This is a genomic window from Halobacterium sp. R2-5 (assembly GCF_011734195.1).
Taxonomy (GTDB): Archaea; Halobacteriota; Halobacteria; order Halobacteriales; family Halobacteriaceae; genus Halobacterium.
Genome location: NZ_JAANTH010000003.1, coordinates 58,311 through 82,627, shown reverse-complemented (window position 1 = coordinate 82,627; position 24,317 = coordinate 58,311). Strand labels below are relative to the sequence as shown.

General features: G+C 60.1%; 22 protein-coding genes and 1 pseudogene. 12 read left to right on the top strand and 11 right to left on the bottom strand.

Going from position 1 to position 24,317, the window contains the following annotated elements:
• Positions 1 to 603: 603 nt before the first annotated feature.
• Positions 604 to 1,149, bottom strand: a complete 546-nt coding sequence (locus G9C83_RS14975; protein ID WP_167247396.1) for a hypothetical protein — start codon at positions 1,147 to 1,149, stop codon at positions 604 to 606.
• 125 nt (positions 1,150 to 1,274) lie between these two features.
• Positions 1,275 to 1,706 (bottom strand): hypothetical protein, encoded by a 432-nt coding sequence (locus tag G9C83_RS14970; RefSeq protein ID WP_167247394.1) that lies wholly within the window; start codon positions 1,704 to 1,706, stop codon positions 1,275 to 1,277.
• 592 nt (positions 1,707 to 2,298) lie between these two features.
• On the opposite strand from G9C83_RS14970, the gene G9C83_RS14965 reads away from it, so the two are divergent.
• Entirely contained in the window at positions 2,299 to 2,640 is a 342-nt protein-coding gene (locus tag G9C83_RS14965) for a hypothetical protein (RefSeq protein WP_167247392.1), read from the top strand.
• Positions 2,641 to 3,351: 711 nt separating this feature from the next.
• A complete protein-coding gene (locus G9C83_RS14960) occupies positions 3,352 to 4,593 on the top strand; it encodes an inorganic phosphate transporter (protein ID WP_167247717.1) in 1,242 nt (413 codons plus the stop codon).
• A gap of 119 nt (positions 4,594 to 4,712) precedes the next feature.
• On the opposite strand, the gene G9C83_RS14955 is transcribed toward G9C83_RS14960, so the two are convergent.
• Positions 4,713 to 5,174, bottom strand: coding sequence for a DUF4112 domain-containing protein (locus G9C83_RS14955; RefSeq protein WP_167247390.1), 462 nt, complete (start codon positions 5,172 to 5,174; stop codon positions 4,713 to 4,715).
• Positions 5,175 to 5,644: 470 nt separating this feature from the next.
• Here G9C83_RS14955 and G9C83_RS14950 point away from each other — a divergent pair, with 470 nt between their 5' ends.
• The 6 genes and pseudogenes from G9C83_RS14950 to G9C83_RS14925 all read left to right on the top strand — a co-directional run bounded on the left by G9C83_RS14950 (position 5,645) and on the right by G9C83_RS14925 (position 14,117).
• Positions 5,645 to 6,937: a hypothetical protein gene (locus tag G9C83_RS14950; protein ID WP_167247388.1), complete on the top strand. Its 1,293-nt coding sequence runs from the start codon at positions 5,645 to 5,647 to the stop codon at positions 6,935 to 6,937.
• A gap of 45 nt (positions 6,938 to 6,982) precedes the next feature.
• Positions 6,983 to 8,239, top strand: a complete 1,257-nt coding sequence (locus G9C83_RS14945; protein ID WP_167247386.1) for a hypothetical protein — start codon at positions 6,983 to 6,985, stop codon at positions 8,237 to 8,239.
• 54 nt (positions 8,240 to 8,293) lie between these two features.
• Positions 8,294 to 9,565: a hypothetical protein gene (locus G9C83_RS14940; RefSeq protein ID WP_167247384.1), complete on the top strand. Its 1,272-nt coding sequence runs from the start codon at positions 8,294 to 8,296 to the stop codon at positions 9,563 to 9,565.
• Positions 9,566 to 9,634: 69 nt separating this feature from the next.
• Positions 9,635 to 11,344 carry a multicopper oxidase domain-containing protein gene (locus G9C83_RS16310; RefSeq protein WP_208288911.1) on the top strand — a complete coding sequence of 570 codons (1,710 nt, stop codon included), beginning with the start codon at positions 9,635 to 9,637 and terminating at the stop codon, positions 11,342 to 11,344.
• Between the two features lie 89 nt (positions 11,345 to 11,433).
• Positions 11,434 to 11,739 (top strand): annotated as a pseudogene (locus tag G9C83_RS14930) (zinc ribbon domain-containing protein); the annotation flags it as partial.
• Positions 11,740 to 11,852: 113 nt separating this feature from the next.
• Positions 11,853 to 14,117 (top strand): methyltransferase domain-containing protein, encoded by a 2,265-nt coding sequence (locus G9C83_RS14925; protein ID WP_167247379.1) that lies wholly within the window; start codon positions 11,853 to 11,855, stop codon positions 14,115 to 14,117.
• On the opposite strand, the gene G9C83_RS14920 is transcribed toward G9C83_RS14925, so the two are convergent.
• Entirely contained in the window at positions 14,114 to 14,908 is a 795-nt protein-coding gene (locus G9C83_RS14920) for a metallophosphoesterase (protein ID WP_167247377.1), read from the bottom strand. The genes G9C83_RS14925 and G9C83_RS14920 overlap by 4 nt on opposite strands.
• Positions 14,905 to 15,525: a hypothetical protein gene (locus tag G9C83_RS14915; RefSeq protein ID WP_167247375.1), complete on the bottom strand. Its 621-nt coding sequence runs from the start codon at positions 15,523 to 15,525 to the stop codon at positions 14,905 to 14,907. Before G9C83_RS14915 ends, G9C83_RS14920 begins: the two co-directional genes overlap by 4 nt.
• Before the next feature lie 217 nt (positions 15,526 to 15,742).
• On the opposite strand from G9C83_RS14915, the gene G9C83_RS14910 reads away from it, so the two are divergent.
• A complete protein-coding gene (locus G9C83_RS14910; protein ID WP_167247372.1) occupies positions 15,743 to 16,519 on the top strand; it encodes a hypothetical protein in 777 nt (258 codons plus the stop codon).
• A 110-nt stretch (positions 16,520 to 16,629) separates the two neighbouring features.
• Here G9C83_RS14910 and G9C83_RS14905 read toward each other — a convergent pair whose 3' ends face one another.
• Positions 16,630 to 17,247, bottom strand: a complete 618-nt coding sequence (locus G9C83_RS14905; RefSeq protein WP_167247370.1) for a hypothetical protein — start codon at positions 17,245 to 17,247, stop codon at positions 16,630 to 16,632.
• 162 nt (positions 17,248 to 17,409) lie between these two features.
• Entirely contained in the window at positions 17,410 to 18,129 is a 720-nt protein-coding gene (locus G9C83_RS14900) for a hypothetical protein (RefSeq protein WP_167247368.1), read from the bottom strand.
• 65 nt (positions 18,130 to 18,194) lie between these two features.
• On the opposite strand from G9C83_RS14900, the gene G9C83_RS14895 reads away from it, so the two are divergent.
• On the top strand, positions 18,195 to 18,521 hold the full coding sequence (locus tag G9C83_RS14895) for a hypothetical protein (RefSeq protein ID WP_167247366.1): 327 nt from the start codon (positions 18,195 to 18,197) through the stop codon (positions 18,519 to 18,521).
• A gap of 208 nt (positions 18,522 to 18,729) precedes the next feature.
• Complete coding sequence (locus tag G9C83_RS14890) at positions 18,730 to 19,629, top strand: polysaccharide deacetylase (RefSeq protein ID WP_167247364.1); 900 nt, start codon at positions 18,730 to 18,732, stop codon at positions 19,627 to 19,629.
• On the opposite strand, the gene G9C83_RS14885 is transcribed toward G9C83_RS14890, so the two are convergent.
• From G9C83_RS14885 to G9C83_RS14870, 4 genes are all read right to left on the bottom strand, one after another.
• Positions 19,626 to 20,600 (bottom strand): asparaginase, encoded by a 975-nt coding sequence (locus tag G9C83_RS14885; protein WP_167247362.1) that lies wholly within the window; start codon positions 20,598 to 20,600, stop codon positions 19,626 to 19,628. The genes G9C83_RS14890 and G9C83_RS14885 overlap by 4 nt on opposite strands.
• 92 nt (positions 20,601 to 20,692) lie before the next feature.
• The gene (locus G9C83_RS14880) at positions 20,693 to 20,989 is read right to left on the bottom strand and encodes a hypothetical protein (protein WP_167247360.1); all 297 of its coding nucleotides are present in this window, start codon (positions 20,987 to 20,989) and stop codon (positions 20,693 to 20,695) included.
• A 36-nt stretch (positions 20,990 to 21,025) separates the two neighbouring features.
• Positions 21,026 to 21,808 carry a hypothetical protein gene (locus G9C83_RS14875; RefSeq protein WP_167247358.1) on the bottom strand — a complete coding sequence of 261 codons (783 nt, stop codon included), beginning with the start codon at positions 21,806 to 21,808 and terminating at the stop codon, positions 21,026 to 21,028.
• Positions 21,809 to 22,792: 984 nt separating this feature from the next.
• A complete protein-coding gene (locus G9C83_RS14870) occupies positions 22,793 to 23,107 on the bottom strand; it encodes a hypothetical protein (protein ID WP_208288909.1) in 315 nt (104 codons plus the stop codon).
• 226 nt (positions 23,108 to 23,333) lie between these two features.
• Between G9C83_RS14870 and G9C83_RS16095 the strand changes: the two genes are divergently transcribed.
• Positions 23,334 to 23,609 carry a universal stress protein gene (locus tag G9C83_RS16095; RefSeq protein WP_167247713.1) on the top strand — a complete coding sequence of 92 codons (276 nt, stop codon included), beginning with the start codon at positions 23,334 to 23,336 and terminating at the stop codon, positions 23,607 to 23,609.
• Positions 23,610 to 24,317 lie beyond the last annotated feature (708 nt).

Here is a 24,317-nt window from a genome sequence, read left to right as displayed (position 1 = left end):
TTCTGGAAAGCAAAACAGGCAGGGAACTCACTGATGCTACTGAGAGCAAAATATCGGCTGGTGCAGCGGCTATGGCACTCATTGTAACAGCAATTCTAACTGGGAATCCGTGGCTCGCGATTCCGATAACAGCAGGCACTGGCAAAGTCACTGAGTTGGGCAGCGTGGTGTCCCGGAACGAAGCGAGCGGAAAAACCTCGATGAAAAGTTCGGGGGAAGTGAAGAGGTTTGACGCCCCACACTGCACTACCTGTGGCACTACCGTTCGATTCCGCGTCGTCTCCCATCTTGAGGTTCTAGTTCACGTCGACGCCGTCTCTGCGGCTAATCAGCGGATTGACCGGCCAGGGAACGTTTGGATTCCGTGCCAGGGGTCAGCGAGAGTCTAGACATTGGCTGGTTTTCCACGACCGAGAATACGAGTGCCAGAACTGCGGGACTCACTATCACCTGGAGGTGGTATTCGGTAAACCACGACGGTCCCCACAAAGAGCACTACTGCGGATAGCACAGGAGATCTCCTGTACACGAACAGTCTATCCACTCCACTCACGGGCTGCAAGTCTAACCCCTTGAATATACTACTCTTTTCTGAGAAACCAGCTACTCGGCGGGGATTCTGTACCCGATTACCGCAATATCCTCCACGTGCAGTACACTCCGAACGAACTCCATGTTCTGCATGGCCTCCTTGAATAGATTGTCAGTACTGGAGCGATCGCTACGTATCCCGTAATTCACTGGGACAACTAAACACCCGAATTCAATTTTTTGTCGGTATTGATGTTGCGTCTTCCCACCTTTGATGAACTTCAGAATATCATCGCTCACCCGTTTCTGTTGGGTCTTCTCAACCTCAATGGCGATGCGCTTCTCCGGGTGGTAGAAGTCAACCGTATGGTTGAATTTCGGTGCCCAGAGCTTGCATGCTTGGTCGCGTCCAGAATCACCGTCGTGCTCAAACGCATAGTCAGACAAAATCTCAGCGATGTGTCCGTCTAAATCCTCACCGTGGCCATCAAATACACTGTCTGAAGCGTCTTGAACCGCGTTAAGAATCCAGTCGTACTCCTCTTCAGGAAACTCACGATATTTCGATTGGTCTCGGATATCCCGACTCAGGAGCCCCTCTTCCACAACTTCGACCATAGAGCACCGTGAGAAGGGGGCCCTTCTATACTTTTGGCGGAGCGATGGAATTTCTATAGGAACTGGAGATTCTACTAATCGGGCATACAATAGCAGGAATTCCCACTAACGGGTTGGTGTCTTCGCTACGAGTCGTCCCAGAAATCTCGAACCTCTTGGACGTGGTCTTCCCAGATTTGTCGTTCCTCAGTCTCAGGAGCCGGGTCGTTCCGGTTTTTCGTCGCGTTCACCATGTTGAAGTACTTGTCTCCCGGCATCGGATTTGACGTGTCTTGTACGACTAATGCAGGCAAGAGCGGCTGTTCTAGTTCATCCTCGTGGAGACCCAGTGTACCAAGAACACGGGATTGGCGAGCCGAGAAGATGCCAGTTGCCTGCCGAGTTGCCCCATAGGTTGTGGTCGCACCGTCCTGCTGGGCAATGCCGATAAGATACGGCTTCAATTTCTGGAGCTTCTCGACCAATGTTGGCACCTCTGTGTAGGGATTCCCCATCCGCTCCTCTTCGACGACAATCTCGTGGACGATGTCGGAATCGACCTCAGCGTCCTTGTCCATACTATGCCCCCACAAGAGCAATCGTGTTAAATTCCCGAGGTGGTGAACCTGTATCGGGAGTGCGCAGCCGTTCCTGGGTGCGTTAGGACCATTGGGGACGGCATGGGGTTCGTCTTGGGGCGCTTCTGTGGTGACGGCGGGTACAAGGTGCATTGAGGTGGTCGAGGCCTCGCATAGCGCGGTTGCTGGAACCGATCCGGCGGACGTGTCAATGGTGACGTCGTGTTTGTTTCGAGGAGGGGAACGCTCGGGTGGGAGGACTACCGGGGGAAAGCATATAATTAGAATCAGCTGGTTGACGGTGAAAGCACCACCGGACGTCGCCAACAGAGTGGATGCGGAATCTGTGCATCCGTAGTATTTTCGGGGGAGTGTCCGGCCCCCATTGCTCAGTCGATGGTATAGCGGCCGCAACCAGCAATCCAGCAAACAATGGTAGACAACGATCCGCATCCAACGGTTGAATCGACCTTGCAACGGTTCAGTAACAGCAAAACGACCGATGAGGTGTCCCAACGAGAGCGGTACCCGAAGAAACCCGAATTGATTGAGGCGCTCGCAGCGACGCCTCACGCGACCGAACGAGAAGCTCGTGCGTTCTGTCTTCGATCACATTCACAACATCCCGCACGTCTCGGACGAGGTCGCTGAAGAGTATAACGTGATGAGCACCATTGGGTTCGAGAGTCTCGCCGAGTTCAACGCGGCCAAAGAAACGGCGACTGAAAAAATTGGGGAGGCACTGTGGATATACGAGCTCCTCGAGGCATACCGGTTCCCGCCGATTCCGGAGAACTGCGTTGAATGTGGGCACGCACTTGGGGGTTGTGGGTCGAGAACGAAGACGATGAGGCGCTGTGTAGAGACTGCGGAGATGCCCCAGATTGCGATTCCCTCCGGTAAGGTAACCGCTTCACCTTCGAAGAAAGACTAACAGCGTCTCTCTTCGAGGTGGCGCTTCCGCACCGGCTGTATTTCCGCGTCCGGCACGCAACGCACGGGTTGGTGCCGGCGATTTGTAACGCAGTGCCGACCCGTTCGGTACCAGCACCTCGTCGACCTCTTCGACGTCGCGCCGACAGCTACCTCTCCGCACTTGCCGACCTCTACATCCTGACCGCAGTCACCGAATACGACAACGTACGTCCGCGCTCGGTCCAACTCTAGCTGCGTGACACCGGCCTCCTGACAGCACTCGCGGACGGCGACGCCGACCGCGTCCTCGGTGGCTTCGACCGCGAGGCCGGCCTTGCACGCGTGGCCGGGTTCGACCACACCATGCGGTTCGCGTACGGTATCAACGCCGCCCAAGGCAACTCGGTCGACCCGTTGGTGTAGTTCTGGCGCGGCTGCAGCGGCACCGTTGACTACGTCTTCGAGATTGAGGACACACCCGTTCCCGTCGCCCTTGCGTACCGCCCACCGGTCGACGATGCGTGTGGTGGAGAACTCGGACGGATTCCAACGGCTGTCGATGAGGAGTCTCCAGATTCAGACGGTGCGTATCTACGGCGGAGTCGGCGTCGTATCGCTGCTGTGCCGCCGGTAGCAGCAGCGGTCTGGGACTCGTTCGATGTACCCGTTCAGAAGTCATAACCCAGAAATTATGTTCGAGGGGACAAGTCACACCATCACTTACGAGAAGATGGTCGCACTATTAACCATTCTGGGTGTTGCTGTCGCCGTGTTTGTTGGGTTCAACATCGGTGGGTCCTCGACGGGCGTCGCGTTCGGTCCGGCGGTCGGGTCACGGCTCGTGCGGAAGCCGACGGCGGCGACCCTGTTCCTCGTGTTCGGCTTCCTCGGTGCGTGGACCGTCGGTCGAAACGTCATTGCCACGATGAGCAGCAGTATCGTCCCCGCAATCCAGTTCACGCCCGTTGCGAGCGTGGTCGTCCTGTTTTTCACGGGTGCGTCACTACTGATTTCGAATCTCTACGGCGTTCCAGCGTCGACCTCGATGACGGCTGTCGGCGCGATCGTTGGCTTGGGACTCGCGTCGGGGACGCTCAATCGGGCGCTCATGTTCGTCATCGTGTCCGCGTGGATCGTGGCTCCGCTGTTGTGCCTCGGGGTCGGGGTCGGCGTCGGGCGCTACATCTACCCGTATCTCGACCGCTACGTCGCGTTTACGACGTTCAGCCTCCACTTCCTTCAGCTCGACCGCTCGGGGACAATCCCACGCCCCTACGTGAATCCGAACGCAAGTCCCCAGGACATCGTGGGCTCACTCTTGGTGGTGGTCATCGCCTGCTACATGGCGTTCTCGGCGGGCGCGTCGAACGCCGCGAACGCCGTGGCACCCCTCGTCGGCGCAGGCGGCCCACTCTCGGTCAGTCAAGGGGTTCTAGTCGCGGTGTTTGCGTTCGGTCTGGGCGGTTTCACCATCGCCCGGCGGACGCTGGAGACGGTCGGCGATGAGATCACAGAGCTCCCGATTCTCGCGTCGCTGATCGTCTCGGTCGTCGGTGCGACAGTCATCACAGTCCTCTCTTACTTCGGCATCCCCGCGAGTCTCGCTGTCAGTACGACATCGATGATCATCGGGCTCGGGTGGGGGCGGGCGAGCCGTGCAGCGACACTGTCAGAGTTACTCACACCGACGTCCGAGCGTCCGGACTTCGAGGTGGCGACGGGGGCGTTAGTCACCTCACGCACCGAAGAGGCGCCCGCCAGCCCGACGATCGGGGATATCGCCAGAACCGAAGCACCGCCAGAGCGGCGCGACGGAATCCCAGACGTCCCGGCTGTTGGCGCGGAGGGGCCAGCGGACCTCGACGAGAACAGTCTGTTCAATCCAGCGGCGGCGAAACGCATCGCGACGATGTGGGTTCTGACCCCATCGCTGGCGGTCGCCGCCTCCTATCCGGTGTTCGTGTTCCTCTGACTGCGCTGTTGAATCCGTTGGAGACGTGGAATACGATCGCTCTGCACGTGGACGCGAAGCGGAGCGCGGAAGGGTGTCGGAGCACTGGCCGAGCGGGTGGTATAGCGCCGTGGCTCCACTCAATCGTTGGTTTCGACGGGGATCTCGACGGCGCTGTCTGGCTCGTCGCCGGATCCGTCCGTTTCGGCCGCTTCGGCGAGGTCGTCCAGTGCGAGCTCGACGTTGCGCTTGTTCGCCTTCCAGAGGGCGTCGAAGACAGTACCGATGTAGGGAATGGACCCACCGGTCACGTCGATGGTGATGTTGGCGAGCATCTTTACCAGCGTCGTGAAGGAGACGCCGAGGTACGCCGACTCGGCGACGATGTACAGGGAGAAGGCGGCACTCGCCAGGTCGCCAGCGACGGGGAGTGCGCCCAGAACCGGGTCGAGACCGATGCGGACGCCGATGCCAGGGACGCGTACGCTCTCGTCGAGGATGTACGCGACCGTCTCCATTCGCTTGAGCGCGGCCTCGTCGATGTTCTCCGGGAGTTCACCGTCGAGGTCGACGTCGAAGCGGGATTCGAAGTCCGCGGGCATGGGAGTGGAAGTTCGGGTGGGAGACGGAAAGTCTGTGTGGCGGGTGTCGCCAAGACGCCGGTCTCGCACCAATCGTTCGTTCTCGTCCAGTGACGAGCAACGGCAGCCACACTTCGGGTTTCTAAGCACTGGTGGGCTGATTTTCGGGTTTGGTCGTCGACGCCACTGTCCACGTGAATACGAGCTCGGTCTCCGCGTTGGGTTTCGCGATGTCGGGGTATTCTCCTGAAGCGTGGGTTGGGAATCTGGCCGCTCTGTAGTCACGAGTCACAGGGCCCTGTCGCTGGAGGCGCGGCGGGCCGGTTTATGCCGTGAGCGGACGCCGAGAGTGGCCGGTGCTTTGCAGGACGGCGGGGGTCTGGTGCTCGGCCACCTTTTGTAGTGAACTGTTTACCAACAACAGACATTCAATTATAATTAACATTCCAAATGTTTATTGTCTATAGCATAATATACTCACTCGTCGTTACATGAAGTTAACACGACGGACGCTGCTCAAAATCACGGGCAGTACGGTAGCAATCGGGAGTATTGGCACCGCGGCGGCACGGGGCAGCAAGCCGAAGAAGGGACGGATCAAGAAGCTCGGGCACTCCCTCCTCTCGGACCCGGCCGGTGGGTACTCCGAAGAGGACGTCCGGTCCGATGGACAGTACGCGTTGCTCGGCAGTTACACTGGCCCGGGCGGGTCATTCCTCGTAGACATCTCGGACCCGACAGACCCGACAGAGGTACACGAATTTCCGACACCGTCTGATGCGGTCTGGCATGGCGACGTCCAGTTCGACCGGCGCGACGGCCTCTACTTCCGGAGCCGTGAGGGCGGCGGCGACGACGCGCCACCGAACGGCGTCGACGTCATCGACTACGGATACAGCGACGGTACACTCGAAGACCCGGTGAAAGCGTCGCGAATCCCGGCCGGAGGGACGCACAATCTCGAACCCCATCCCGAGGGCGACGTGCTCTACACGACCGAGCACAACGGCGTCGGCGTCTGGGACACGAGCGATCCGACCGACGTCACCGGTGGCGACGTGGTTAGTCCCGACCCGGCAGGGGACTGCCACGACATCGTCGTCGATACCGAGCGCGACCTCCTGCACTGCGCGTTCATCGGCGGCGGATTCGACGGCTACGTCGCCATGGACATCAGCGACCCGCTCTCCCCAACCGTAGCCGGGAAATTCAGCTACGAGGGGCTTCCGGACTACTCCGAAGACCGACTCAACGCTGGCAAGCCCGGGTTCAGTAGCTGTCACTACGCGAGCCACGACCCCGACCGAGACCTCGTCGTCGTCGGCGACGAAATCGGGTTCGGTGCGCCCGGCGGCAAGCACATCTTCGACATCGGCTGGGGTGACGGCTCGGTCTCCGACCCCAAGCACATCGGGTTCACGTACTCCCCCAACGCCGAGCTGATGGACGAGTCCAGCGAGGTCTTCGACTGGACGACCCACAACCACCAGGTCATCTCGAAGGGGTCGAACTCGTTGCTGGTCAGCGGCGACTACCACGAGGGGACGGTCGTCTACGACATCTCGGACCCGACGGACCCGACGCCGTCCGACCAGTACCGCACCGACGATATGGCCGATCAGGCCGACGGCGCCGGCTTCGTCGGCGAACCGCCGATGGCGTGGGGTGCGAACTACAACGAGGCCCGCGACCTCGTCGTGACCAGCGACATGCAGACCGGCATCTACGTGTTCAAGGTCACGCCCGCCGCCGCGAAGGGCGGCGGGAACGGCAAGGGCCGCTAACCGTCAACGAACCGCTCGCTACTCAACAATCCACGCTATTCCACGATGACAGACCGGATACCGCGAACGACTCGACGCACAGCGCTCAAGACGATTGGTCTAGCCGCGTTCACCGGCACCGCCGGCGTCGCGGCCGCAAGCCCACCCGGGAACGGAAACGGGAACGGCAACGGGACTGACGACTCGCTGCGGCTGTTCAGCGAGGTGGCGGTCGACGGCACTCACGAAATCGCGACGGACGGGAACTACGCGTACGTAGCGACGGGCAACGGCCTGTCCGTCGTCGATCTCCGGAATCCGACCCGGCCGGAGGTAGTCGGTTCGATGACGGCCTCAGACCCGGCAGGGGGTATCCTCGACGCCAAGGTCGACGGCGACCTCGTCAGCCTGGCAAGCAACGGTGGGCCGGGCATCACGCTGGTCGACGTCAGCGACCCCAGCGACCCCACGGAGATCTCGTTCGTGGACGTCGGCCACCACATTCACAACAACTTCCTCGCCGACGGCTACGCCTACCTCACGGTCAACGAGTCGGGTGACGCCGCGTTCAGCGAGGCTCGCACCGTCGTCGTTGATGTACGCGACCCATCGGACGCGGCGGTCGTCGGCGAGTACCGACTCAAAGACGACTTCCCAGAGTTCGCGATGGGCGGCGTAAGTCCGTGCCACGATGTCTACGTCCAGGACGATCTGCTCTACCAGGCGTTCTGGGATTCAGGCGTGGTCGTCGCCGATGTCAGTGACCCCACGGACCCACAGTTGGTCACCCAGTTCGGCGAAGCCCCCGGCGCGGACGGTGACGGATACACGGGGGAACGCTACCTGACGCCGCCGGGGAACGCCCACTACGTCCAGCCGTCGCCCGACGGCGACCTCGTGTACGTCGGCGCCGAGACGTTCCCCGGGAACTTCGTCGACGATCCGGACAACGACGACTACGGCGGCATCAAGATCTTCGACGTCTCCGACACGGCCGATCCCCAGGAGCTCGTGCGTATCGACCCACCGAACGCCGACGGGTTCCGCACGTCGCACAACTTCGACGTCACGGCGAACCGCCTGCACGCCTCGTGGTACGACGGTGGCGTGACTGTCCACGACGTCACTGACCCCGAGAACCCCGAGACGCTCGCCGGCTACCGGACCGATGACACGTCGTTCTGGGGCGCGAAGACGACCCGGAGCTTCACCCTCGCCGGCGATATCGGCGGCGGCATCGCCGTCCTCCACAACGACCGGGGGAAGCGTGAGTCACCCGGCTTCGACGGCAGCGGCAGCCCCGACTCACCCGGCATGCAGTGACAGAGTGCCCGCGAGACGCATCGTGCGACGACCACCACTCTTTCAAAGACACCAATGGATGACGACCGACGATTCACGCGGCGAACAGCACTGAAGACGACCGGCCTACTCGCTGCTGTCGGCCTCTCCGGCGTCGCAGCCGGTAGCCCGGCCGGTAATGGCCGTGACAAGGACGGTGACACGCTCGGCCGGTTCAGCGAGGTGGCCGTTTCCGGCGCCCAGGAGGTGGTCACCCAGAAGACGTGGGCGTACGTCGCCACGGGCGACGGATTCGCCGTCGTCGACTGGCGGAACCCGAACCGGCCCGAGCGCGTAGGGACGTTCCACGCCCCCGGGACGGGCATCGCCGACGTGAAAGTCGACGGCGACCTCCTCGCGGTTAGTTCGCAGGGCGGCGGTGAACACGACCACGGCCCGGGCGAGGACCCCGACCCAGACCCGGACGCGGACATCGGCACGCATCTCTACGACGTCAGTGACCCAACCGACCCCAAGTACTTGAGCACGTTCCAGGTGCTTCCGGCGGGCGTCCATAACGCCCACCTCGTCGACGACACGCTCTACGTCGCGAAGGAGGCGCCGTTCGACGAGAGCGCGCTCATCATTGTCGACGTCAGCGACCCCACCGACCCCACGGAGATGTCGCGGTGGGTACTCGAGGACGTCCACTCCGAGCTCGACTCGGTGACGAACTTCGTGCACGACGTCTACGTGCAGGACGACTACGCCTACCTCGCGTACTGGGACGCCGGGACGCGCGTGCTCGACGTCAGCGACCCCGCCAAACCGGTCGAGGTCAGCTCCTTCGGCGAAACCGAGGACGCCGACAAGGGCGACGAGGGCAACCCGTGGGACCGAGTCTATTCATCGCCGGGGAACGCCCACTACGTCCAGCCATCGCCCGACGGTGACCACGTCTACGTCGGCGCGGAGACGTACGCCGGCGAGTCCGGCGGCATCAGGGTGTTCGACGTCACCGACTTCGACGACCCCCAGCAGGTCGCCGAGATCGAGGCCGAGGACCGCAACGACGGCATCTTCGCGGACACCTCACACAACTTCGACGTGACGTCGAACCGGCTGTATACCTCCTGGTACAACGCAGGAACTCGCGTCTACGACATCACCGATCCCGCGAACCCGGAACAGACCTACGAGTACGATCCCGACGGATCGTCGTTCTGGACCGCGGTGCGTGCACGCGGATTCGTCGTCGTTAGCGACATCGGCGGCGGGATCGTGTTCCTACACGAAGACCGCGGCAAGCCGGGCGCACCAGGCTTCGACGGCGCCGATTCTGTCCCGAACCACGATCAGGGTCAGTAGACGATGGCTTCGAAACTGACGAGACGGCGGCTACTACAGGCATGTGCCGCGCTCGGTGCTGCCAGTACCGTGCCCAGATACGCGACCGCGGAGTCGGAGCCGGAACTAGAGAAGTTCGTGCAGCCCCTCCCGATTCCGTCGGTCCGCGAGCCCGATGGGAAACGGAAGGGCGCCGACTACTACGAGATCCCGATTCGTGAGTTCGAACAACAGGTCCACCCGGACCTCCCACCGACCACGTTCTGGGGGTTCGACGGCACTGTCCCGGGGCCGGTCGTGAAAGCCCGGCGAAACGAACAGATCAAACTCCGGTTCGACAACAGCGACCTGCCGTCGGACCACCTCTTCGACATCGACGACCGGGTTCACGGTACTTCACCGGAGGACTACCCGGACCACGACGGCCCCGTTCCGGAGGTCCGCACTGTGATCCACCAGCACGGGCTCAACGTCGAATCGGAAAGCGACGGCCAGGCGACTGCCTGGAAGTCGCCGGACGGCACCACCGGACCCCGGTTCGTCAAGCACGTCCACGACCTCCCGAACCGCCAGCCGAGGATGACCGCGACCTACCACGACCACGCACTCGGCGTCAGCCGGCTGAACAACTACGCCGGCCTGAACGGGTTCTACGTCATCGAGAGCCCGCACGAACAGCGGCTGAACCTGCCCAGCGGCGAGTACGACGTCCCGGTGATGCTCCAGGACAAGACGTTCGAAGCTGACGGCTCGCTGCACTACCCAAGTTCGTTCGTGGCGAACTTCGCGGGCGACACCGCATTCGTCAACGGCGCAGTGTGGCCGTACATGGAGGTCGAACCCCGCCGCTACCGGTTCCGACTCGTCAACCAGTCGAACGGCCGGACGTTCGGCCTCGCGCTTGAAGGCAGTCACGACGACGATGGGCACTCGGACGACGCTGACGTGCCCCTTCTCTACCAGTTCGCGCCTGACCAGGGGTTACTGAACGACGTCGTATCCATCGGCCCGGGCCAGGACCTCGAGTCCCTGGTCCTGGGGCCCTTCGAGCGGGCTGAGGTCGTGGTCGACTTCTCTGGCCACGAGGGCGAAACGTTCACCGTCACGAACGACGCCGAATTCCCGTTCTCGGGCGGTCAGGATGGAGGCGGCGGCCATGGCAGCCACGGCAGCGGTGGCGACTCCGACACCCACCTCGGCGAAATCATGCAGTTCCGGGTCACCGACCCCGACCACAAGGTCGTCGACGACAGCGCACATCCGCGCAACCTATCGCTCCCGACGCATCCGGGGTACAGCGAGCAGGCCGCCAAGGAGACCCGCCACATGACGATGGGAATGCGAATGGAGGACGGACTCGAGACGCACGTCCTGAACGGGAAAACGTTCAGCGACGGGGGCGTCGATGCGAAGCCCCAGCTCGGCACCACCGAAGTGTGGGAACTCGAAAACAACACGATGCACACGCATCCGATCCACCTCCACCTCGTCGAGTTCCGCGTAACCGGGCGCGGCCCAGACGGCACCGAGGATCCCGCACCCAACGAACGCGGCCCGAAGGACGTCGTCCGCGTCGACCCCGACGAAACAGTCCGGATCATCACCAAGTTCGGTGACTTCACCGGCCGGTATCCCTGGCACTGTCACGTCCTCGAACACGAAGAGCAGGCGATGATGCGCCACTTCGAGGTCGTAGCTGGTAACTCCGCCGGACAGGGTCAGAACAACGGCCAAGGACCCGGTAACGGCAACGGCTCTGACGGAAGCGGTCAAGGCAATCCGCCGGGTAGAAGCCCCTGAATCCCGGAACCTCCGGGATTCTCTCTCCTGACGAACCGGTACTGCTGCTGAAAGCCCAGCGTGTTACTCATCAGTGTGTGCGCCAAAGAGAACAGGTTGCCCCGGAGAACACGTCACAGCGGTGCTCTGAATGTGGGTTCACGCATCCGGACAATCGTGATAGTGAGGACTTCGAGTGCCTGAAGTGTGGGTACGAGAATCACGCGGACTACAACGCCGCGAAGAACATCGGCTTGCGGTATCTCCGTCGCAACCAAACTGGGGGCGGCGGAGGCGCACCCTTGGGCGTGCGCTTGAACAGCGGGATGCTGAACGTGAACGGAGGTATTCTCCTGCCACTGCTAGTGGCCAGAACGGGAGTCCACGCTGAATCCCACCGCTTTAGCGGTGGGTAGCTCAACTACGCTATGCCAAAACTGGGGGTTGCGTGCGTGAGTTGCGTGGAGTCGCGGTCACTGTGGCAGGCAACGGTAACAAATATGGGAGTAGTGTCGTGTCAGTGTAATTGATGGTTAGCGAAGACGTTGCGCGTGAGTTGAAGGACGCGGTGATGGCAACCGCAAACAAACAGCTTGACGTTTCGATGGAAACGTCGGGGCGCGCGGCAGAGATTTTGCTGACTGCTGCGAAGGAGGTGAGTACACATGCCCATGGGGTGAATAACGTGTGTGCGGCGGCGTTATTGGTGGCTTGTCGGCAGCACGACGAGCCGGTGACGATGACGGAAGTGGTCGAAGCTTGGGAACCTGTTGATGTCGGTGGCAATAGCGGCGAGGAGTTCAGTCATTCGTCGGTTGGACGGGCATTCAACCATATCGGACGGGCACTCGAAATTGAGACGCAGCCAACACAGCCGGAAGCGCTTGTCGAGCGGGCCGAGGCTGAACTTGGGCTGTCCGAGCGGACCCAGGTGGTTGCCGAGAATTTGCTTGGAGCAGTCCGTGCAGTTAATCCGGCTGCAGTAGGGGCGGTGGCAGCGAATGGCGCAGCGTCAGCAGCCGTTTACTTAGCAATCGGGATTAACGATGCTGAGGCGGTGGAACCGACGCAAAGGGACACGGCAGATGTGTTCGATACGACTGCCGTGACGCTGCGTGCACATCGGGACACGTTCGTGGATGTGCTGCGAGAGCATCCAGAGTTATCGGGGTTACCGGACCCGGATGGGGAGAGTCAGATTACGTACGACGGTGTTGCCCCCGGGCAATTTCTTGACTTGGAGCAGGTGCGAGGGCCCCCGTCGGCAGCACCCGGGGAATCGATCTCCGAGGAAGTGTCTGTCGCGGCGGATGAGGAGCGTCTCGAAGAGGCTGCTGTACTGTTCGGTGATATTCGTAATTTTACGAGTATCGTGCAGTTGTACGAGGGGGCGTATGGGGTTGTCAACGAGTTATTCGAGCGCGTGGAGCAGCGGGTCGTGGAGCAACACGGTGGTGAAGTCGACAAACTACTCGGTGACGGGATTATGGCGGTCTGGTCGGGGGAGACTCCGCGACAGAATGCAGTTGCCTGTGCAGTCGATATCCTGGAGAGTGATCTGCCCGAGGTTCGGAGTGAGGCGCCGTTTGAACTGGAGATGGGGTTCGGCGTTGCGTCTGGAGAACTGCGACGGGTCGATATTGCAGATGTCGATCGGACCGTCTTCGGGGAGAACGTCAACCTGGCGGCACGACTGGAGGGGTTGTGCAAGCGATTTGATGCGGACCTGATTGTGGACGAGCAGACATCGAACGCGCTGCAGGAGGTGCCGCTGTATCGCCTTCCGAACCGGGAGTTACAAGGCGTGAACGAACCCCAGGACGTGTTCATCCATCCAAATCAGCACGATATCGAGCAGGTTGAGATTGATCAGTTCAATCAAGCGGCCGCAGACCTTGACGCGGGATTTTACGCAGAGGCGTTGGAGTTCTTCGCGTCGATGTACGGTGACCGCGCGCATCCGTACAATCAGACGATTGTCCAGCGGTTAGCTGTGGAGTGTTTCGACCGGTTCGAGCAGGGAGCAGGTGAGTCGCCTGGCGATCGGGGGTTGTACACGTTTACGGAAACGCAACGCCAGCGGTCACGCCCGCTGAAAGATGCGGTAGAACGCGCGATCAGTGACTGTGCTACGGATACCCCACGGGTGCTTGAGGTTGGCTGTGAGGAGGGGGATCTCCTGTTGGAGATTGCCAGTGAGTGTCCGGGGGCTGAGTTCGTTGGTGTCGATACGTCACCGGATGCGATCGAGACGGCCACCGAATCAGACGAACCGCACGTCGAGTTCCGGCGGACGTCGCCTGGACGGCTGGTTCCAGAGGATGCATTCGATGTGGTGTATTTGAATTCGCCGCTGTATTCGGGCGAATCGTACCTTGAGGTGCTTGATCAGGTGCGAGAGCTCGTGGCAGATGACGGACGGCTCCTGACGCAGCAAACACCGCCGGGATTCAATCAGAAACTGCGGGAGAGCGCTGAGGAAGCAGCGGTCATCATGGGGTATGAATCGCTGTTTGAGCGGTTCACGCATCCGATTGACTTCTTCGGCGCCGAGGAGATTCGTGACGTACACGACAGCCGGGACTGGGACGCGACCGTCGAACAAGTTGAAATCGATAGCGATGTGCGGGCCCGTATTCAGGATTTCACGACAACCGGGTTACGGCCGTATCTCGACCGCTTCTCGAATGCAGTCGAGGAACAGAAGTTCAAATCCGAGTTCAGGGCGGCCGCCAAACGGGTCGGAAGTGATCTCGAGGAGGCTGTGTTCCTCGTGACGGCACAACCCTGTTAACCGTCGTCGCTCGGACTCGGTTTCAATTGCCGTTTGACTGAGTGGGTCACCGTTCCGTCGCCACGGTAGAGGCGTACCTGAAGTGTGTCTCTGCGATCGACGACCGCAAACGAACCGGACGAGGACGAGGGTTCAAGCTGGTTGTTGAACGCGTCGACGGTGAAGTGATCCAGTCCGTCTTGTCGGCGGTGCCAGGGTTCGTGTAAGTGGCCATTGAACGTCGCCGCAACGGTCCCAGCGTCCGCTAACTGCGTTCGGACACGGTCGTAGTTCTTGCAGGTGGCTTCGATCGGTCGATCTTGGAACCAGCGGTTTTCGCTGACGTCCACGTCGTAGAGGGGGTGGTGGGAGAAGACGAGGGCATTCGAGAGCGCTGGGAGCGAATCTCGTAGTGCTTGGCGCTGTTCTGTACTGACCTCGCCTTGACCGCCTTGCAAGTGAGGTGCTGTCGAATCGAGGAACACGAGTGAGGCATCCGTGTCGATCGTCCACGCGTCGTGGTCGAACAGTCGTGGCCAGTCCTCTCTCACCGAGAGGTGCTTGGTGTCGTGGTTGCCCGGGAGATACCGGACTGGGGCGGTGAGCCCAGCAAGCGTCTCTCGAACGGTCGCAGCATGTTCTCGGTCGGTTGCCGCTGTTGTCGTTTCGTGGATGATGTCGCCGAGAACCACTACCTGGTCCGGCGAGATTTGAGTGTTGAATGTTTCGACGATGCTTTCGAGGCGGGGGATGAGAGGGTCTCGGGTGCGTGCCTGGTAGTGGATGTCCGAGAGGAGTGCGAGGCGGGTCATGGGATGAGGAGGGTGACGAACGCAATGCCGAACTGTAGGACGAATCCGAGGATTGCTAATCGCAGCCAGGCTAACCCAGTCCCCGAGTAGTGGGCTTTCCGTTTTCCGACTTGCTTGTAGTGGTAGAGTTTTGCGAACTGGTAGTCGCTGTAGTCGTCGACAGAGTCTTCACTCCCATAGTCGTCGACGAACTCAGCGGCGAAATTCTGGTATGTCGGTTGCGTCTCGTCGTCGGGTTGCGAGTTGAGACGGTCGTTGAGGGTTTCAAACTGGGGTGCGGAGTCGCCAGCCCACGGCGACCAAGCATCCGCAAGCAATGGTTCGGCTACACCCTCCGAATAGTAGCCAACGGGGAGGAGCGATTTGACGATCGCGTTGATGCTCATGAAGATCAAGCCCATCGTGGTCACCCCCAGGACGATGAAGATGCTTCGGGTCGGCCCGGTCACGAGGGCGGTTGATTGGAGAACGAGTGTGGAGAGTGAGACCTGTGCGCTGAGGAGGAACGTGATTGCCAGGACGGTTGTGTCGCTGATGTTATCGAGGTCCGTGATGGAGTTGAACGTATCCCCGATTTCGTCCTCGGCAATGTCCACCAACTTGTCGTCGGCCGCCATACGAACGGCTGGTGATCACACCCCAATAAATCCCGCCGAGAAAATGCCAGTACCTGAGTTTGGGTGCCGAGAGAACCAGCCGGGTGGTCAGCAACGATTCAGCATACGGCTACCTGATAGACTGGAAACGCAGGCATTCTCTGGGTCCGTGTCGTCTGGGCACAAGTAGAATTACAAAGAGGGCGACAATCGGAAGCGAACAACCATCTCAGCGAGCATGAGTTTTGAGAATCTCAACACGGAACGGCTCGTCGAAAGCACAGTTGCCCCCCGTGACGTTGTTATCGCGGGCGATCACTCGACGGAACCCGATAGAGAGGCTCGATGTGCGATTTGTGGGACGCCGCAGAGTGACGCGATTGGGCTGCCGGTCCGGTATGCGAACCCGGTGTGTAAGGAGTGTGACGCGCTCGCAGTGAACGAAGAGGGCTCAGAACCGTGGGAGGGGTATCCGCCGAGCGAACGGCCAGAAACGGATGATAGCGTCATTCATCTTGAGCCGGATCATGGCGAAAATCCGGTGTACATCGCGGGGGTGAAGTGCTGGCGGCGGTATCGGTTCGGCGGCTGGATCACGCGCCGGGATGCCTACGACTGCAGTAGCCTCGAGGAGTTCCGCGAGTACCACCGCCTCGACGGCCATCCGATTCACGCGTTCAATGTGGCGCAGCCAGGGGGTGTCGAACTCACGCGGGAGTCCTGTGGTTCCCTGCAAGATCGCTATCAATGCCTCCAATCCATCTACGAGGACGCACAGTCGGTGGCGGACAACTCCCCGTCTGAATCGGCGGTCATGGACCTCTGGGACCAGCTAGAGCGGCTGGACTCGTCAATCACGGCTGATTTACTGGACCCGGACCAGTTCACTCCGCGTGAGGTCGCCGTCATGCTCGCTGACGAGTTGCAGTCCTTGCTACAGACGCGGCTGACAGCAAGCGATAGTGGTGCCTGGATCACCCGAGCGAAACTCTGTAACCGGTACTTCGCAGAATGAAGTGACGCGCGTCTGGCCTGTCGCGCGGTGGTCACGCCGTAGGCGGCAAGGAGCCTGGTTTCGGCCAGCACGCGGAACAATCTACAATTGCGTTCCGCAGGGGCGTGTCGTTACTGTTCGTTCCAGTAGAGTCGGGTGTCATGCCATTCGCTGTGGAAGACTCCCCCGGCATCGTAGATGTCAGGGAAGTCGAGTTCGTAGCCGTCGGTGAGGATGCGTTTGGTGGTGCGGAAATCAGGACCGGGAACGACACGTGCGATGGTGATTTCGTCGTCGTTGAACTCCGAGTCAAGCGATGTGTGTGGCTCGGGTGTTTGGACATGGTCAATGTCCCGCATGACCGTTCGGAGGTGGTCCGTGACGTGAGTGACAGTGTGGGTGACGTACGTCCAGTTGCGGCCGTTCGTGGTGGTGAGATGGGATGGGGCTGGATGGGCGGGGTTGTGACAGTAGTATTCGTAGTGCGGTCCCAGCTCGCCGTCAATCGGGAACTGCACCTGGACGTGGCCTTCGGGGGCGTTATCGTAGGGGGTCTCGCTCGTCTTGTAGTAGGCGTCTGTGACGACGTTCTTCAATGCGGCCTGCTTCTCGGAATCCAGTGGCTGGAACGCGTCGTGATACGCGCTCACGGTCGCACGAAGCGACTGCTCGTCGACATCCATCGCGTGGGCGACCGACCGCACCCACTCGTTCTCGTTCGCGGAGTCCGGCAGCGGGATCCTGGCCATTACCGCCACCCATCTCGGGGAACCACAATACCCGTTTCGACTACCCGGAAGGCGGTGACAGAACCAGATGACACGAGCTCCTGGACAGAACGTCGCTGCTCGTCCGCTCTTTAGCACTTGGGGGCGGACGTGAGGCGCTGTAGTAGCGTCCGGTGACCGAGTCTAGTTGGCGCTGGTGTTGTAGTACTGGTCGGCGAGTTCCGGAATCTGCTCCGGTTCGATGGCCGCCCAGTCATGCCTACGGGCGGTTTCGTAGGTGAGCTCGACACGGCAGTGCGGCAGATTCTCGTACATAGCGACGACGACAAACCGGTCGAAATCGACGTAATCCTCGACGTAGAGTCCGTGGTACGTCTCGAGCGTCTCCTGGACGATGTTGCGGACGGTCGGGTGGACGACCTCCGCGATTGCGGATTCGTTGCGGAGATCGTGGCCATCGAGGTCACCGATGCGATAGCGGACGGTGAGTGGAGTGTCCGTTGTTGGTTCGCCGTACGCGCCAATGTGGAGGGCGTCAACGGTCTCGACGTACGAGCTCGGGGCGACGAGCCCGTGCAGCGTTCCGGTCAGGACGATGCCGGTTTCACCCCAGAGATGCCGGTCCAAGTACGGGTGGACGACGTCCGCGCGTGGGTGGTGGGCTTGGCTACCGTAGTTGTGCCACAGCCGCAGCCAGGGTATCGGGTCGGCTGGATCTGCCTGATCAGCGAACAGCTCCTTCGAGTGCTCGACGATATCCTCAAACGGGCCGAAATGGTCTTCTCCCCGGTCGTATCGCTTGACGATTTCACCATCCTTGAGCTCGCCCCAGCGATAGGCAGTGAATTCGTCGCGGTCGACTTTCCGAAGCTGGATACGGAACGGTGGCGCAGCGTCGGTCACAGGTTGGGTAGCCGTCGGCGTGGAGCTGTTATCAAAGTTCGTCCTTCAGGGCGGGGAGGATGGCAATGGTGTGGCGGAACAGCTACTGGGGGCGTTGGCGACGGCTCCACTACACGCTCGTCAGGCTGGCGATGCGGACGCTCCTCGACGCCGCGACTGTTGATCGACTCGTCGACGCGTACCGAGCAGGGTTCGGCATCGCGCTCGCGGCCGCCTACGACGGGGAACGCGGCAACCCGGTCCGCCTCGACCACGAGCACTTCGACGCGTTGCGTAACGTGGCCGGCGACGTCGGCGGTCGCCCCGTACTGGTGAACAGCGAAGGCAGCGCACTCATCGAATCCGACGACCGCGGCGTCGTCGCCGACATCGATACTACTTGCGACCTGTGACGACATGGCTAATCACGGGAAACACTAGCTACCCGCGTGGTGTTCCGGTCTCGTCGGGTGAATCCCTGTGGCACTCATCAAGCGCGCCACTCGTCTCACGTCGACTGCTATCTTCCACGCGCCGGCGCCGAGCCGTCAAAGACGTGTCTGCACCCGCCAGCAGCAGAATCTTCCGCCCGGAAGCTGTTCGCTGTGTCAGGTGTTATCAATGGGCGACATCGACGTAGCGATCGGTATCGACGCGGACTGCGTCGCGGGATGGCTCGGGTCGTACGGCGGCGAGGACTCGCCCGCGGACCTCTCCCGTGGGCTGTCGGCGGGCAAGGAGGGAATCCCGCGGCTCCTCCAGTTACTCGAAGACCAGGACGTCACGAGCTCGTGGTACGTTCCCGGCCACACCATCGAGACGTTCCGCGACGAGATCGAGGCCGTCGCGGCCGCTGGCCACGAAATCGGCATCCACGGCTACTCCCACGAGAACCCGACGGACCTCTCCCGCGAACAGGAGAAGACCATCATGGAGGCGTCCATCGACCTCGTGGAGGACGTCACCGGCTCCGAGCCCGTCGGCCACCGGGCTAGCTGGTGGGAGTTCAGCGAGAACACGCCGGACTTGGTCGAGGAGTACGGCTTCCTCTACGACAGCAGCCTGATGGAGAGCGAGTTCGAGCCACACTGGATGCGGACAGGCGACGAGTGGGAGAAAATCCAATACGAGGAGGCCGCCGAGACGTGGATGGAACCGTATCGGGAGGGCGAAGAGACGGACATCGTGGAGATCCCCATCAGCTGGTACCGCGACGATATCCCGCCGATGCTGTTCATCAAGCAGCCGAACTACCACGCCGGGTACAAGGACCCCGAAATGATGTACGAGCAGTACTACAAGCGCCAGTTCGACTTCCTCTACGACCGCCGCGGCGCGGGCGTCTACACGTTCACCATCCACCCGGACCTCCACGGCCTCCCGCACATGATTCCCCTCTTCGAGGAGTTCATCCAGTACGTCAAGAGCAAGGACGGCGCGGAGTTCCAGACCCTCGAAACTATCGCACGGAAGTACAACGACGACCCCTCGGTCTACGAGAGCGAAACCGACTACGTCTAGCCGAACGCCGCGAATAACTCCCGGATTTCCCCGTGGTCGTCGTACGCCGATAGCGCCAGCTGTAGAGCGAGTCGTGCCTTGTGTGCGGGCAGATTCGACGCGAAGATAGCGCCGTGCCGGCGGAGCGTCTCGCCGCCGCCGTCGCCGCCGTATACTGGTGCAACAGACCCGTCGAAACAGCGTGAGGTGACAACCACGGGTACGTGCTCGGTGGCGTCCGCGATAGTGTCGCCGAGGCTCGCCGTGACGTTCCCCAATCCAGTTCCCTCGATGACTACGCCGTCGGCGTCTCGCTGCAGTGCGGCGTCCAGCAGGTCGGCGCTGACCGCGGTGCCGCTCTGCACCACGTAGACATCTGCTGCGAGGGACCTCGCGGGGACCGTTGGCGTTTCGCTCGTCGGCTCCCTGATGACGCGGACGGTGTCGCGTTCGACGGTCCCAACGGGGCCCGCACCGGGCGATCCGAACGCCTCGAGCTTCGACGTGTGCGCTTTCGTCACGTAGCGGGCTGCGTGGATTTCCTCGTTGAAGGCGACGAACACGCCGCCGCAGTCCCGGTCAGCGAACTCGCGTGCAGCCCGAAACGCCGTGCGGAGGTTCGCGGGACCGTCGGGACTCAGCTCGTCCGGTCGGCGCTGCGCTCCGGTCAGGAACACCGGCGTCCCCGGCGCGACAGCGGCGTCGAGATAGAAGGCGGTCTCTTCGAGCGTGTCTGTACCGTGCGTGAGCACCACTGCGTCCACTTCCGGGTCGTCGTCGAGATCTGCCACTCGTTCGGCGATAGATTCGAGCGTCGTGACGTCCATCTCGAAGCTCAGCGTTCGTTCGACCTGTTTGACGGTGACGTTCGCGTACCCCGTGACTTCGGGAACGGCTGAAACGAGTTGCTCCCCCGATTTCGCTGGTGTCGCCCCGTCTTCGCCGGACGTGCTCGCGATTGTGCCGCCCGTACTGAGAACGACGATTTCCATACGACTAGTCCCGTCTGAAGGGGAGTCAACGTTTTGCCGGTGAGGGCTCGGCCACCCGCGGCACCCTCATTTGGGCACCAAACAGCGATTGGCTACGGAGAGTCAAGGTCCAGTGGCTCGTCCTCAAGATCAGCTTTGAGAAGGCGAAGGCGCGGGGTAGTTTCGGTGCCAACCAACTGCTTGACGTTCTCGAATTCGAGCTGGTCGTCGTAGTACTTCGTCGCGACTAGCTCTTGGAATGTCTCGCTGTCAGCCGTCTCTTCGAGGTACTCGCGAATTGCTTCGACGAGCAAGTCGGTCCGATCTGTATCGAAGAGGTCGGCGACTGTGTCAAGTCGTTCGACGAGGTACGCGAGAAAATGGACGGGTTCAACGGTGGGCTTGTACAAGGTGCTTCGATTGTCGGGACTGTTTAGGGAGTCCGGTCATTGTTTCGTTACTCGCTGATTGTCGTGGAGGGAGTGAGTGATGGACTCACAGTGCTTGCATTTCCAGACGCCAGCGCCGAGGTTTGCGTAGCCGCGCTCTAGCTCGTTGCCGTGGTCTTCTCCCCACGCAACTCCGCACTGGGGACACGTGTCAGGGTGATACTTCGACGAGGCGGAGTTGCCGGAATTGGTTCCGGGTTGGGTGACGTACTGTTTGTGCTGTTGAACGGTTTTACTGATCTCACGAAGGTGGTCTTCTGATAGTTCTGCTTGGAGTGTCTGTAGAATGGTTCGTAGTGTCTCCACCCGGTTGGTGATTTTCGGTGGTTTCTCCGATGGTTCCTGGGCGTCCTCCAGAAAGGTAGAGAGGTACGTGTTGAGGTGGTAGTACTCTTGGAGCGTCGAGCTGTAGGCTGCGTAGATGACGCGTTCTTTGATGGTGTCGTGGAGTTCTGAGCTGGACACGGGTCCATTTAGAATGACGTCGTAGTCGTCGATGAGGGGATTTGAGAGGGGCTCTGATTCGATGGCGACGAATTGGCAGAAGGGATGTCTCAGCAGCACGTCTGTTCGGAGGTCTTCAAATTCTTCAGTGAGAACGTTATCTGAGACGCAGATGACAGCTACCGTTTCGTCAATGGCTCGGTAGGCTTCACTCGTCGTGTTGGCGAACTCGACCGTGAGCTCGGAGAGAAGCCGAGATATTCTGGGCTCGTATTCCTCAAAGGGTGTAAGGAACAGTACGGTTTTGTTTTGGAGGGCTTGGTCGAGGTTGTTCATACAGGCTGCCCAATCATTACAAGATTGATGCAATTCTATACCAAGGCTTTTGTATAATTCTGTGCCCTACAGTATTAGGTCTGGGAATAAAACCGGGTTTGAGGTGCTAACAGACGGTTTTCTATACTCTGGTCTATGTGCGACTCAGGGTTTTGGACCAGATGTAGTTCGAATCGTCGCTCTGTCGTCTGCAGGGTGGTTCCTCGTGCTCTCCGGATTAATGAAAGCGATTTACCCCACCCTCAGATCAAGTCGTAACTGACCGAAGTCGGTTGTCGGCCCCCCTACCCGCTTACCGAGCGTTTCTGAGAATCGGACCGCCGGACAATCCGTGTTCTCCGACCCAGGATTCGAGGAGGCGAACGTCTTGCTAGTGCGGCAAGGTTTACTGCTCTGATTATCGAGTGAGAGACGCGAATCCCCGTTGAGCATGCGGCTAGGGTGATTCGCCGTGCCGAACGCGGTTCTCGTTCGGCGGACGTACCAGAGACACACGTTGTGTGTCAGGCGAGGGTACAACTCCCCATTTCCTCTCTCGTGCTCTCGCTTCACTCGACGCTATCTGAGGCACGGAAATTGAGTAGCACAGCATGTGCTCTACCCGCCTTCAGACGGTTTATTTCCGTCCGCTCCTGCAAGCCAGATATGAACTGCAGCAAATGTGGGGCCGAGATCAAGGCAACAAGTAAACTACCCTACCCTACTTCGCTCGGGGGCAATGGCCCCGCTCGCTCCTTGAGGGTGGGGCCTCCGCCTTGATTTAGGTGAGACGGCGACTGAAGCAGTCGTCACGCATTTGAGCGCGAGCACGATCCCGACCAGTCGTAAGTACCTCTCGTGGAGGCTATCTCTTCGAAGACCGGCGTAAGTCGTCGACAGTACGCATGTATCGCGGTTTCTCCAGAAACTCTACAATCTGATCAATGTCTTGGCTCGTAATTCCGAACTCGTCGGTCTGAGCATCGTCGTTGTCGTTGGCTTCGGTCATCGATTCACCTCAGTCACAGGGGTTTCTTTGCCGTGTTCGGCGAGAGATTCGAGAGCCGGTTTCGCGTCCTCGAAATTTGGACCTTTTGTGACTCGATTTGTGTCTTTGTCCCAGGTGACGAGTCCGTAGTCGGCCAGTTTTGGCAGGTGACCGTGGTGCATCGCGATATCGTCATCAACCACAACGCCGGATTTTGCTGCGTTATCTGGTGGGGAATCAGCAATCAGTGATTCGAGGAGTTGGCGTCGCTGGACGTTACTCAGGGCCGCAAGGACATCGTCTATGGACAGTTGTGGACTAGAAGTGTTCACACCTCCTTTAGGCCCCCACCACGGTTAGTCCCTTCACACTTTACGGGACTGGGTGATTTTGATTAATCGGGTGAATAATATCCCAACGTTAAGTGAGCAGGGATCTGTGTCCCGTGAGCCGTGAGCCTTCGGAGCAGGTTATCAGTATGGTTGCGGAGAAAACCGGGCGTGACCCGATGGAGTTACCGCCACTCTACGATACGACCGACCCAGGGATGTTAGACTACTGACAGTCGTCTCGGAGGACGAAACAGACGACCAGAGACGGAGCGCTGGCGACCGGCTGGATGCGTACACCGACAGTGTTGCTGACGGTTCGGTCGAGATGAGCCTCGTGCGCAGCGACGATGTCGTCTCGACGATAGCAGCGGAAAGCGAGGCACACGAACTCCTCGTCATTGGCGCGTCCGAGCGGTCACTGTTCAAGCGGTTTTTCAGCGGGTCGGTTCCCAACAAGCTCAGGCAAGAAACCCACGCACCGATGTTCGTCGTCGGCCAATAGCACCGTTCTGAGAGGAGCCTCACTGCTCCAAAACCCACCTATACTGACCGGCTATTTCAACTCCCACCTGAATAAAGAAATCACGCGGGAACTATTGTCAACCCATCAGGAATCTCCGTGTCTGATAGTATTATTCAACGATTTCGTAGCTGAAACCACCGCTAAGTGAGTTTGAGTACTGAAATTGAAATTTTTCTATAATAATTTGCGTCAAAAGGTCTACGATTCGAAGGACGGTCGTCTAAATGCTTCTATTAGTAAGAGCGCAGAGACAATTCCTATCCACACAAATATATTCGGATGAGAGGTTGCAAATCCAGGCCACAGTGGCGTAAATAGCGTTCCCAGCGTGATTTCCCCAATGAGTAAGCGAATCGCTCTATCTACGAAGATGACGAACGCCAGTGCTACGGTGACTCTGCGGAAATCCACTATTGTAAATTTGAATTTTCGTCTAAAAAAGCGTTTGCAAAAGTGCAGGTATTTAGATAATAATTCAATCGTCTGCACTTAGGAACGAGGTGTTCCGTAAACTGACCAAACGCCGACTGCCGGGAGGTACGTACACAGAGCGCCAACAACAACGAGAGCAAGGAAGGTATTGATCCCCCACAACCCCGTCAAACCGTACACCGCAAGGAAGGAAGTAACCCCACTCAGGTGTGCGACCAAGCCGCGGGCCGTCGAGTCGTATTCGAAACGCCCCAA

Coding starts and splice junctions, on each gene's coding strand:
- G9C83_RS14895 (WP_167247366.1), top strand. CDS start 18,195: ATGGTGTGGCGGAACAGCTACTGGGGGCGTTGGCGACGGCTCCACTAC.
- G9C83_RS14925 (WP_167247379.1), top strand. CDS start 11,853: ATGGTTAGCGAAGACGTTGCGCGTGAGTTGAAGGACGCGGTGATGGCA.
- G9C83_RS14975 (WP_167247396.1), bottom strand. CDS start 1,149: ATGGTCGAAGTTGTGGAAGAGGGGCTCCTGAGTCGGGATATCCGAGAC.
- G9C83_RS14910 (WP_167247372.1), top strand. CDS start 15,743: ATGAGTTTTGAGAATCTCAACACGGAACGGCTCGTCGAAAGCACAGTT.
- G9C83_RS14955 (WP_167247390.1), bottom strand. CDS start 5,174: ATGCCCGCGGACTTCGAATCCCGCTTCGACGTCGACCTCGACGGTGAA.
- G9C83_RS14915 (WP_167247375.1), bottom strand. CDS start 15,525: ATGGCGGCCGACGACAAGTTGGTGGACATTGCCGAGGACGAAATCGGG.
- G9C83_RS14950 (WP_167247388.1), top strand. CDS start 5,645: ATGAAGTTAACACGACGGACGCTGCTCAAAATCACGGGCAGTACGGTA.
- G9C83_RS14960 (WP_167247717.1), top strand. CDS start 3,352: ATGGTCGCACTATTAACCATTCTGGGTGTTGCTGTCGCCGTGTTTGTT.
- G9C83_RS14875 (WP_167247358.1), bottom strand. CDS start 21,808: ATGAACAACCTCGACCAAGCCCTCCAAAACAAAACCGTACTGTTCCTT.
- G9C83_RS14920 (WP_167247377.1), bottom strand. CDS start 14,908: ATGACCCGCCTCGCACTCCTCTCGGACATCCACTACCAGGCACGCACC.
- G9C83_RS14945 (WP_167247386.1), top strand. CDS start 6,983: ATGACAGACCGGATACCGCGAACGACTCGACGCACAGCGCTCAAGACG.
- G9C83_RS14890 (WP_167247364.1), top strand. CDS start 18,730: ATGGGCGACATCGACGTAGCGATCGGTATCGACGCGGACTGCGTCGCG.
- G9C83_RS14885 (WP_167247362.1), bottom strand. CDS start 20,600: ATGGAAATCGTCGTTCTCAGTACGGGCGGCACAATCGCGAGCACGTCC.
- G9C83_RS14905 (WP_167247370.1), bottom strand. CDS start 17,247: ATGGCCAGGATCCCGCTGCCGGACTCCGCGAACGAGAACGAGTGGGTG.
- G9C83_RS14940 (WP_167247384.1), top strand. CDS start 8,294: ATGGATGACGACCGACGATTCACGCGGCGAACAGCACTGAAGACGACC.
- G9C83_RS14970 (WP_167247394.1), bottom strand. CDS start 1,706: ATGGACAAGGACGCTGAGGTCGATTCCGACATCGTCCACGAGATTGTC.